The 9,946-nt window shown below is 70.1% G+C and carries 8 protein-coding genes; 5 read left to right on the top strand and 3 right to left on the bottom strand.

The genetic code is table 11. The features are described 5' to 3' along the window. Positions 1-293: 293 nt before the first annotated feature. From F8A92_RS01490 to F8A92_RS01470, 5 genes are all read left to right on the top strand, one after another. A complete protein-coding gene (locus F8A92_RS01490; RefSeq protein ID WP_153502776.1) occupies positions 294-1,760 on the top strand; it encodes an SCO6880 family protein in 1,467 nt (488 codons plus the stop codon). 51 nt (positions 1,761-1,811) lie between these two features. Beyond that, positions 1,812-2,969 carry a hypothetical protein gene (locus F8A92_RS18520; RefSeq protein WP_194291315.1) on the top strand — a complete coding sequence of 386 codons (1,158 nt, stop codon included), beginning with the start codon at positions 1,812-1,814 and terminating at the stop codon, positions 2,967-2,969. After that, positions 2,966-4,495 (top strand): ATP-binding protein, encoded by a 1,530-nt coding sequence (locus F8A92_RS01480; RefSeq protein ID WP_153502775.1) that lies wholly within the window; start codon positions 2,966-2,968, stop codon positions 4,493-4,495. The genes F8A92_RS18520 and F8A92_RS01480 overlap by 4 nt, the downstream gene beginning before the upstream one ends. Positions 4,496-4,801: 306 nt before the next feature. After that, positions 4,802-6,055: a sodium:proton exchanger gene (locus tag F8A92_RS01475; protein WP_034719249.1), complete on the top strand. Its 1,254-nt coding sequence runs from the start codon at positions 4,802-4,804 to the stop codon at positions 6,053-6,055. A 1-nt stretch (position 6,056) separates the two neighbouring features. Then, positions 6,057-6,746 carry a metal-dependent transcriptional regulator gene (locus F8A92_RS01470; RefSeq protein WP_034719247.1) on the top strand — a complete coding sequence of 230 codons (690 nt, stop codon included), beginning with the start codon at positions 6,057-6,059 and terminating at the stop codon, positions 6,744-6,746. Here F8A92_RS01470 and F8A92_RS01465 read toward each other — a convergent pair. Genes F8A92_RS01465 through F8A92_RS01455 form a run of 3 tightly spaced genes read right to left on the bottom strand, consistent with a single transcriptional unit; the run spans position 6,743 to position 9,910 of the window. Beyond that, entirely contained in the window at positions 6,743-8,509 is a 1,767-nt protein-coding gene (locus F8A92_RS01465; protein WP_051518701.1) for a site-specific integrase, read from the bottom strand. The genes F8A92_RS01470 and F8A92_RS01465 overlap by 4 nt on opposite strands. Continuing rightward, positions 8,506-8,829 (bottom strand): helix-turn-helix domain-containing protein, encoded by a 324-nt coding sequence (locus F8A92_RS01460; protein ID WP_034719243.1) that lies wholly within the window; start codon positions 8,827-8,829, stop codon positions 8,506-8,508. The genes F8A92_RS01465 and F8A92_RS01460 overlap by 4 nt, the downstream gene beginning before the upstream one ends. 1 nt (position 8,830) lies before the next feature. After that, a complete protein-coding gene (locus F8A92_RS01455) occupies positions 8,831-9,910 on the bottom strand; it encodes a tyrosine-type recombinase/integrase (protein WP_153502774.1) in 1,080 nt (359 codons plus the stop codon). Between the last annotated feature and the right edge of the window lie 36 nt (positions 9,911-9,946).

Here is a 9,946-nt window from a genome sequence, read left to right as displayed (position 1 = left end):
CGGGCCGGTCGGGGCCGCCGTGATCGCAGGAGCGGCCGTAGCCAAGGCCGCCGCGACCGCTGGGCCGAAGGCCGGCGCCGCGGTCGGAGGGGCCGCCGAAGTCCACGCCTCGGCCGCCAGCGAGCAGTCCGCCCCGCCGCCGCCCAGCACGCAAGCCCCGAACACACCGGCACCGAGCGGCCCCGCACCCACCAGGCCGGCTCCAAGCGGCCCGACCACACCGACGACCGCTGCGCCTTCGGCGCCGCCGCCTCGCACACCGACCCCGCCGAGCGCATCGAAGGAGTGACGTCATGACCCGAACCGATCCCGAGGTCTCGGCCTATCCGCTGCGGCCCGTGCAGTTCTCCCGCCTGACCAAGCGGGGCATCATGCTCGGCCTGTCCCTGCCGCAGCTCGTCGTGTTGGGCCTGGCGGTCCTGCTTGTTGTCGCCGGCCTCTACCTGGCTGGCGGCGAAGGACTCCTGTTCACATGCCCGGTGTGGGCGACCTGCGCCCTGCTGGCCGCGATCCCGGCCGGTGGCCGGAAGCTCATCGAGTGGGTGCCCATCGTGACCCGCTGGGCCGCGCGAACCTACCTGGCCCAGCTCATCTACCGCCGCCGCGTCATCAAGCCCCGCCCGGCCGGGACGCTCGCGCTGCCGGGCGACGCCGCGCCGTTGCGGGAGTGGGAGGACCCCGAGACCGGGGCCGCGATGATCCACGATCCGCACGCTCGGACCCTCACTGCGATCCTCGGCGTGAGCCATCCCGCGTTCATCCTCCTCGACCCCGGTGAGCAGCAGCGCCGCGTCTCCGGGTGGGGCCGCGTCCTGGCCTCCGCCTGCCGTTCCGCGCGGATCGCCCGCATTCAGGTCTCCGAGCGGACCCTGCCGGACTCCGGCAGCGGCCTCGCGGAGTGGTGGCGCACCCACGGAACCGACGACGGCTCCTGGGCTGCGACGACCTACAGGGAGCTCATCGACCGCGCCGGCCCCGCGGGCGAACGCCACGCCACCACCATCTCACTCGCCTTGGACATGAAGACGGCCGCCCGGCAGGTCAGGACCGCCGGCGGCGGGATGCGCGGGGCCGCCGCGGTGCTGCGCCAGGAGATGACCACCCTGACCACGGCGCTTCGTGCCGCGGAGCTGACCTCGACCGGGTGGCTGACGCCCGGCGAGGTGGCCGTCATCCTGCGCTCGGCCTACGATCCGGCCGCCGCACCTGCCCTGGAACGCCACGGCACGCTCGGCCGCGACCTCGCCACCGCCGGCCCCGTCGCGGTCACCGAGACCTGGGAACGACTGCGCTCAGACTCCGCCTTCCATGCGGTGCTGTGGATCAACGAATGGCCCCGCTCGCAGGTCTACCCCGGCTTCCTGGCCCCGCTGGTGCTGTCCAACGGCATCCTGCGCACCCTCGCGCTGCACTACACGCCCGTCCGGGCCGACCAGGCGGCGCGGGACCTGCGGAAGAAGAAGACCGAGCTCATCTCCGATGCCGCCCAGCGCCGCAAGATCGGCCAGATCGAGGACGCGGCCCAGACGGCCGAGTACGAAGACGTGTTGCAGCAGGAGGCGGACCTGACCGCCGGGCACGGCGTCCTGCGCGTCTCCGGCCTCATCTCCGTGTCCGCACCGAGCGTCGAGGAGCTGGATGCCGCCGTGGCCGCCGTAGAGCAGGCCGCCATCCAGGCTAGCTGCGAGACCCGCCGACTGGTCGGCCAGCAGGCCCAGGCGTTCACCGTCGCTGCGCTGCCGCTGTGCCGGTCGGTCTGAACGGGCGCACCTGCCTGGCGACCTCACGAACCGAACGCAAGGAGTCCGATCATGCCGACCTTCGATGACCCCAGGGCCGATGCCGCCGAGGCGTCCGCTGCGTTGCGCGGCCTCGCCCACGCGACCCGTGTGATGCCCGAGCCCGCCGCGACCTACCCCGTGCTCGGTGACCTGCTCGCCGGCGTCCGGTCGTTGCGGCAGGTGCTCGACCAGCTTGCCGCCGCGCACGTCGACCACCGCGTCCTGGCCCGCGACGACGCCGGAGACCAGGCGGCCGGGGCGACCTCGGCACTCGCCGCCGCGGACGAGCTGCACCAGGCCGGCACGCTGCTGGACACGGTGGAGTGGCGGCTCGACGCCGCCGCCCAGCACTCCGGCCGCATCGCCTGGTATCTTGCCGCGCCCAGCGAACCGGCCCGAACGGCAGCGCGCATCGGGACGCTGACGCTGACGGTGTGGCCTGACGAGCCGCTGGGCGAGCACCAGCGTTACGCCTACCGCATCGAGGACTCCGCCAGCGGCGAGAGCGTCGAAGGCCGCGACCTGTTCACTGGCGCCGGAGCCCCCGTCGATCCAGGCCGGGCTCTGCGCGAGCTCGCCGTCTACCTCAGCGCGGCCGGCGAAGCCCGCCAGTACGCCCTCGACAATCCTGGCTCGCATCCCGAGAACGAGGGCCTGTTCCCGCAGTGGGCGGCCGAGGCCGCGCTGCGCAGTTACACCGACCTGACCGTGTTTGCCGAGTTCGACCCGGCCTCGCTCGACGTAGAGCAGGCGCCTCACTCGGAGGCTGCGCCGCGGTGGATCAGCGTCGTGTTCCTGGACGGCTCCGAGGCCGACGAGGTGCTGGATCTCATCAGGCGCGAGGGCGCCGATGCGGCGATCGAGCGCCTGGCCGGGTTCGACTTTGGCGAGGAGACCACGCAGGCCGCGCTCGAGAACGGGTACGTGTACGACGCCCCGCCGGCCGGGAAGCTCGACCGCACCGCGACGAGCGAGGTCTACTCGCTGACCTACAACCCGTTCATGGGACACGTCTCCCTGCTTCGCGAGTACGACGTCGAACCTGTTCTCACGGACGTCGAGCTCGCGGCGGCGAAGAACCGGGCGGCTGCGCAGCCGAGCGCACGGCCGAGCCGGGCGGCCGCGGCGACGGACTGGTTCGCCCGGCCGCCGGCGTCCTCGGCGCACGGCCGGGGGTTTGTGCTGTGACCGGCGAGGAGGAGGGCCGGCTGCATACGAGCGTCCTGGTCGGCCCGGAGGGTGAACGGCGCAAGCACCGCAAGGCCCGCCGGCAGGCCGCCGCGCAGGTCGAGGCCGACGCCCGTCAGGCCAAGCGGGAGCGGGCGAAGGCGAAGTGGGAGGCCGAGCAGGTCGAGAAGCGCGCCACCACCTACCTGCCCGCGAGCGGCGAAACCGGGCCGGCCGCGCTGCGGACGCCGGGCAGGTTCCGGCTCCCCAAGCACCAGGACACCTCCGCGACGCTCGCCGGCCAGTTCCCCTTCCTTGCCGAAGGCGGCCTCGGCTCCTCCGGGGTCTTCGTCGGCCAGGACCTCTACTCGGGCGGCTCCTTCGTCTACGACCCCTGGGTGTTGTACCAGCGCGGGGTCATCACCGCGCCGAACATCGTCCTGGCCGGCATCGTGGGTTGCGGGAAGTCGAGCCTGGCGAAGTCGCTCTACAGCCGGTCGCTGCCGTTCGGCCGCCGGGTCTACGTCCCCGGCGACCCGAAGGGCGAGCACACGCCCGTCGCGGAAGCGGTCGGCGGGAAGGCGATCATCCTCGGCCACGGCTTGTCCACCCGGCTCAATCCCCTCGACGCCGGCTACCGACCCGCGAGCGTGTCGGATGCCGAATGGGTCACCCAGGTCGCCTCCCGCCGCCGCGACCTGATCGGCGCGCTCGCCGAGACCGTGCTGGACCGGCCCTTGTCCCCGTTGGAGCACACCTCCATCGACCTCGCCCTGGCCGACGCCGTGCGCTCCGCAGAGGTGCCGATCCTGCCGATGGTCGTCGACCGCGTTCTCACCCCCAACCGAACCGATGACGTGGACGGCCGGCTGGCGGAGGACGGCCGGCTCGTCGGCCACGCCCTGCGCCGGCTCGTCGCCGGGGACTTGCAAGGATTATTCGACGGCCCATCGACGGTGCGGTTCGACCCCTCTCTGCCGATGGTCTCCCTCGACCTGAGCCGGGTCGCGGAGAACTCCACCCTCATCTCCGTCCTGATGACCTGCTCCAGCGCGTGGATGGAATCGGCCCTGTCCGACCCGGACGGCGGGCGACGATGGGTGATCTACGACGAGGCCTGGCGGCTGATGCAGTATCCCGCCCTGCTGCGGCGGATGGACGCCCAGTGGAGGCTCGCGAGGCACTTCGGCATCGCCAACATGCTGATCTTCCACAAACTGTCCGACCTGGAGAACGTGGGCGATCAGGGCTCCTCCATGCGCGCCTTGGCCTCGTCGCTTCTCGCCAACGCCGAGACGAGAGTGATCTACCGGCAGGAGCCCGACCAGCTCGGCACGACCGCCGCCGCGCTCGGGCTGACCGGCACCGAGCAGAAGCTCCTACCAGGCCTCGGCACCGGGCAGGGACTGTGGCGGATCAAGGACCGCTCCTTCATCGTCCAGCACCAGCTCCATCCCGCCGAGCTCACAGCCTTCGACACCACCGGCCGCATGACCGGCAAAGGTAACGGGTTCCACGGAATCCGTTCGGAAATCCAGGGAACCTGAGCTTCCACGCGCCCATTCAGGCTAGCTGAGGGTGCGGGTTCACGGAACCCGAAGCAACGGGGCCGAGATGTGTGACTTCTCTAACTCTGAGGTGTGCGTAGACACATCCGATCGGGGTGCGTCAGGCTTATTCCCGAAGGGGAGTAGTTCCGTCCGGGCTTCGGCTTGGATGCGGTGCGTCGACACACTGGCGGTCACGATGATCGGCCCGGCGCCCCACCTCAGTTCGTGAGGCGAGCGAGACCTTCGGTCCTTTGCCGTGGCCGGAGATCCTCCCCGTGCTGCGGCGCGTCCAGGAGAGATGCCATGCCCGCCGCCCTTGTCCGCCGTGTCCTGTTGTGCTTGCTGATCGCCGCTCCCGCCCTGGTATTGCGGCTCACGGGGATCGAGTTGTTCCCGGTGCTGGAGATGCTCGTGTTCGGTGCTGCTGTTGTCGCGGCAGCGTTCTTGCTCGCGTGGGCGGCGGAGGCGGCGCAGAAGGACATCTCCGGCGCATTGGCGATCGCGTTGCTCGCGCTGATCGCGGTGCTCCCGGAGTACGCGGTGGACCTGTACTACGCGTTCCGGTCCGGGTCGGACGCCGAATACCTGCATTACGCGGCGGCGAACATGACCGGCTCGAACCGGCTGCTGCTCGGTTTCGGGTGGCCGCTCGTGGTTGTCGTCTCGCTCTTGGTCGCCCGCCGTGTCGCCCGGGCACGGGGAACGGCCTCACCGCGGTTCCTCGACCTGCCGAAGGAGAGCCGCCTGGACATCGGATTCCTCGCGATCCTCGCCGTGGTCGCGTTCGCGATACCGCTGATGGGCAGCATCCCGATCTGGTTCGGCGCCGCGCTGATCCTCGTGTTCGGCCTGTACCTGTGGCGTGCCGGGCAGACCCACGATGATGGCGAGGAGGAGTTCGTCGGCGCCGCCGCGCTGATCGCCGGGATGAACACCCGCCCACGACGAGTCGCAGTCATCGGACTTTTCGTGATCTCGGCCGCGATCATCCTGCTCTCGGCGGAGCCGTTCGCGGAGGCGCTGGTCGCTTCCGGGTCGTCGCTGGGCATCGACAGCTACTTCCTCGTGCAGTGGCTTGCCCCGCTGGCCTCCGAGGCACCGGAGTTCATCATCGCGGTGATGTTCGCCCTGCGTGGGATGGGGGCGGCGGCAATCGGCACGCTCATCGCGTCGAAGGTCAACCAGTGGAGCCTGCTGGTCGGCTCCCTCCCGATCGCGCACTTCGCCGGTGGTGGCCCCGCGTCGCTGGCGCTGGACGCCCGGCAGATCGAGGAGTTCACCCTGACCGCGACGCAGACGCTGCTGGGCGTGGCGATCATCCTCGCCCTCCGGTTCCACTGGTGGTCCGCGATCGGGCTCGCGGCCCTGTTCGCCGTGCAGTTCGTCGTCACCGACACCACCGGCCGATACGTACTCAGCGCCATCCAGGCCGTGCTCGCGATTGGATTCCTGATCGCGCACCGCCGCGACATTCTCCCTACGCTCGCGGCGCCGTTCCGGCGAGCCCAGGCCGCGCCGATTCCGGCTGCCGAGACTTCGACGGCGGTGCGTGGATAGCATGGGCAAGATGCCGCACCCTGCTCTCACCCGGATGGTCGAGGACTACCTCACCCTGATCTGGAAGGCCCACGAGTGGCCCGGCGGAGAGCCGTCCACGACGGACCTCGCCGCGCAGCTCGGAGTCACCGCATCGACGGTGTCTGCGAACCTGAAGAAGCTCGCCCGCGACGGGCATATCGACTACGAACCCTACGGGCCGATCAGCCTTACCGATGCGGGCCGGGCGATCGCGGTCGAGATCGTCCGGCGACATCGCATTATCGAGACCTACCTCGTCGAGGCGCTCGGCCTGGGCTGGGACCAGGTCCACGACGAGGCCGACCGGCTCGAACACGCCATCTCCGACCTCGTGCTGGACCGAATGGACACCGTCCTAGGCCACCCGACCACCGACCCCCACGGCGATCCCATCCCCGCAGCCGACGGAACGGTGCCGGCCGACGACAGCAGACCACTGACCGAGATCACCGCGGGCACCAAGGCAGATATCGCCAGAGTCTCCGACCGTTCCCCCGACGTGCTCCGTTACCTCCAGGATCACGGCATCACCGTCGGCACCCGGGTTCGCGTGAACGACTTCAACCCCCAGGCATCCATGATCGAGATGACCGTAGGGCACAAACGGGTAGTGCTCTCGCTCCCCGCCGCAGCGGCAGTCCGCGTCCGCAGGATTCCCCCCTCGGCCTAGTCACCGTCGAGCGCTCGGGCAGGAGCGGGGATCTGCTCGCGAAACGCGGCGTGGCCGAGATTGGTGGCATAGCGCAGAGCGGCCTCGATGCCGATGCCGAAGAGGTCGCAGATGCGGCGGACGTCGCCGCCGGTCGCGTAGATCTCCTGCAGAATGCGGTCGGTGCGCAGCGACTGCGGGTTCAGACCAGCCTTCTTCCAAGGGAAGGAGTGGCCCGGTGCGGAGAGTCGGGGCGCGGTCTGCTGGGTGAGGAACAGATGCGGGTTGATCGTGGCGGGCCATCTCTGGGCGCGGTAGTCGAGCCAGGCGGCGAGGCGGACCCTGACGGGCTCGGCCAGAGGGATCGAGCGTCCGTCGTACAGGGTGAGGCGCCCGTCGACGACGTCGGTGAGCTGGATCGCGCGGGTCTGGCCGTTGGTGAGGCCGTGGAACGAGACGATCGCGACGCCGAGCGCGGTCGCGGGGTCGGGGTGATTCAGTGCGGCGCGGATCGCGGCCGCGTCCAGCGGCATCGGGATCGTGGTGCGCGTGTTGACAATCGGCAGGTTGCGGATCGGGTCGGTGAACACGAGCTTGCGGGCTTTCATCACGGCGAACACTGACCGCAGCCCCCGGTCGGCCCAGTGCCGTTGCGAGGGCTCGGCGGGCAGGCTGTCGGCGATCATGCGGCGGGTGACCTGTGCGAGGGAGTCGATGCCGGCGTTCGCCCAGGCGTGCAGGATCGGCATGATCCCGAGGATCAGGGTGCGGGTGGTGTTATCGTCTCGGGACTTGCGCCGCGGCGGGATGGTCGAGCCGTGCCGCATGAGGTCGAACCAGACGGCGAGCTGGCTGGTCATCGTTTCCGGCAGGCCCGCGGTCCTGGCGTCGAAGTAGCGGACGATGTGCGGCACCTGGTCATCTATCAGGAACCCGGCCTCGGCGAGAACGTCGAGGGTGGAGACCCGGTTCGTGTTGGTGTCGTAGCCGCTCAGCCGCAGGACCTCGCTGGCGCGGACCTGGGTGGCGCCGTCGGGTCGTATCAGCTGGATCATCTTCAACGACCGGCGGACCTGGTTCGTCTGCCGCTCGGACCAGCCGAATCTCTCCGCGTGCGCGAACACGATCGTGTCGGTTCGGTAGGTCCACTCCCGTGCGCCGGCCGTCGTCGCCTGCCGCAGCAACTCGGGGTCCGGATCGAGGTGGAACAGCTCGGGCTGGTCCCAGTTGGCCTGCCGGTCGACCTGAGCGGCCAGAGCCTTCCGCAGCGCACGAATCCCCGATGTGGACCGTTTGGGCTTGCGCGGCGCGGGCATGTTCGCGAAGAAGAGCTGGAGCCCGTAGCGGACGCCATCGGCGGGGTCCGGGGCGGTGCCGGGCTCGGTGACGCGGCGAGCGGATTCCAGGCAGAGACGGCAGGCGCCCTGCACCCCGATCGTGACGTGCCGCCCGCAGTAGACGCAGTCGCCGACCGGGTAGTGCTGGCGCCACCAGCGGCAGGCCCAGCAGAGCCAGTTGTTCTGCCGGCAAACGCCCCAGGCGAGGCAGTCCTTGCAGGCTCCGGGATAGCGGGGACTGCCGGGATGGCAGAGCTCGCAGCGGCCCTGGTTGAAGTAGGCGCTCGAGCCGCATCGTTCACACGGTGGCGGGGTGAACGGTCCGCCGGGCATGCACTCGTAGCAGTACTCGACCCGCGGGCGGGTCCAGGCCGCTCGGTTCACGCCGCAGGTGAAGCAGGTCCGTGGGGGCCGAAACCGCTCGTTGAACCCGAGCGTCGTGCTCATAGCGGTGGTGTCGAGCGTGGGTTCCCTGGTCGGGGCCGGACGATCGGCGGGACATCGCTCGCGCCGGCGATCTTCTCCTGTGCCGGCTTGCGGGCGGCGACCTTCGCGGGCTCGCGGACGAGGAGGTCACTGGGCTCGCAGGCCAGGACGTGGCAGATCACGTCGAGGTCGTCGAGGCGGATCGTCTTCGGGGTGCCGGTCCAGAGCGCCGACATCTTCCCCAGGCTCAGTTCCAGGCCCGCGTCAGCGAGCATCCGCCGCAGCTCGGCGGACTTCCAGATGCCGCGCTCGGCGGCCTTCAACCGCAGGTTCCAGAGCATGTCAGCCCTCTCCTCCCAGGCGTCGTTCGATGCGGGCGTTGGCCTGATGCCACGCGGTCTCGATGTGGTCGCTGCGGACGTGGATGTACTGGCTCGTCGTCGAGAGCCAGTTGTGCCCGAGGAGCTCCTGCAGCGCCTTCAAGTCCATGCCCGCGGCGTAGAGCGAGGACGCGCAGTAGTGTCGCAGGACGTGCGGGGTCATCCGCCCCGACCAGGCGGGCAGCCACCGTTCGGTCTGATCGGCCAGCGCCCGACGCAGCGCGTTCGGGCCGACCCGAACCGAACGGCCGAACTCGTGATCGATCCGCTCGCTGGGCAGCATCGGCGCGTCCGGGTCGCTCCAATCCGACCCGAACTGCGGGCGCACCTCGGCCAGCCACCAGTCGATCAGCTCGGCGGCGCCGTTGATCGCGGGGATCAGCCTCGGCTTGACGCCGCGGCCGCGTGAGCCCTTCCCGAACCGGACATGCAGCTTGCCGATCTGTCCGAGGTCGGGCCGCCAGTCCCGGATGTCGAGCATGACCGACTCGTTGATCCGCAGACCCAGGCGTCGCCAGAGCGACGCCGTAAAGTAGTCCCGCGCCGCAGGCAGATACTTCCTGGCATTCGCGACCGACGCCCGCCAACGGTCGAAGAACTCCGTCATCTCCGCGTCCGACGGCGGGACGCGAACCTTGCCGAGGGACACTCCGGACGGGCGGTTCCACTCATCTATGGGCTGCTCGACGATCACGCCCGTCGCGGCACGGATGTCGCCGAGGTAGCGGGTGATGAGGAAGTCGTAGAACTGGGCGATCATGCCCGCCTTGCCCGCCCGCGTTGACTGCGCCCGCCCCAGCCGCCGCTGCTCCGCGAGGAACCGGTCGCCGTCCGCGTACCTCGCCGTCCAGGCCGGACCCGACAGCGACCTCGCGAACTCGAACACCACCGAACGCGAGCTCGTGATGTAACCGTCCGAGATCCCCGCGGACGCCTGCGCCAACGCGAACTGATCGATCAGCTCCTGCTCGAAATCGTCAGCATCCTGCGGCGACACCAGCACCGGCGCCGTCGCCACGCTCCGCACAGGCGTCAGAGCCATCAGCGTTCCAGTTCAGAAATCCTGCACATACTTCGA

The sequence above is a fragment of the Cumulibacter manganitolerans genome, from assembly GCF_009602465.1.
Lineage (GTDB): Bacteria > Actinomycetota > Actinomycetes > Mycobacteriales > Antricoccaceae > Cumulibacter > Cumulibacter manganitolerans.
This window is presented reverse-complemented; position numbering and strand designations above follow the sequence as displayed.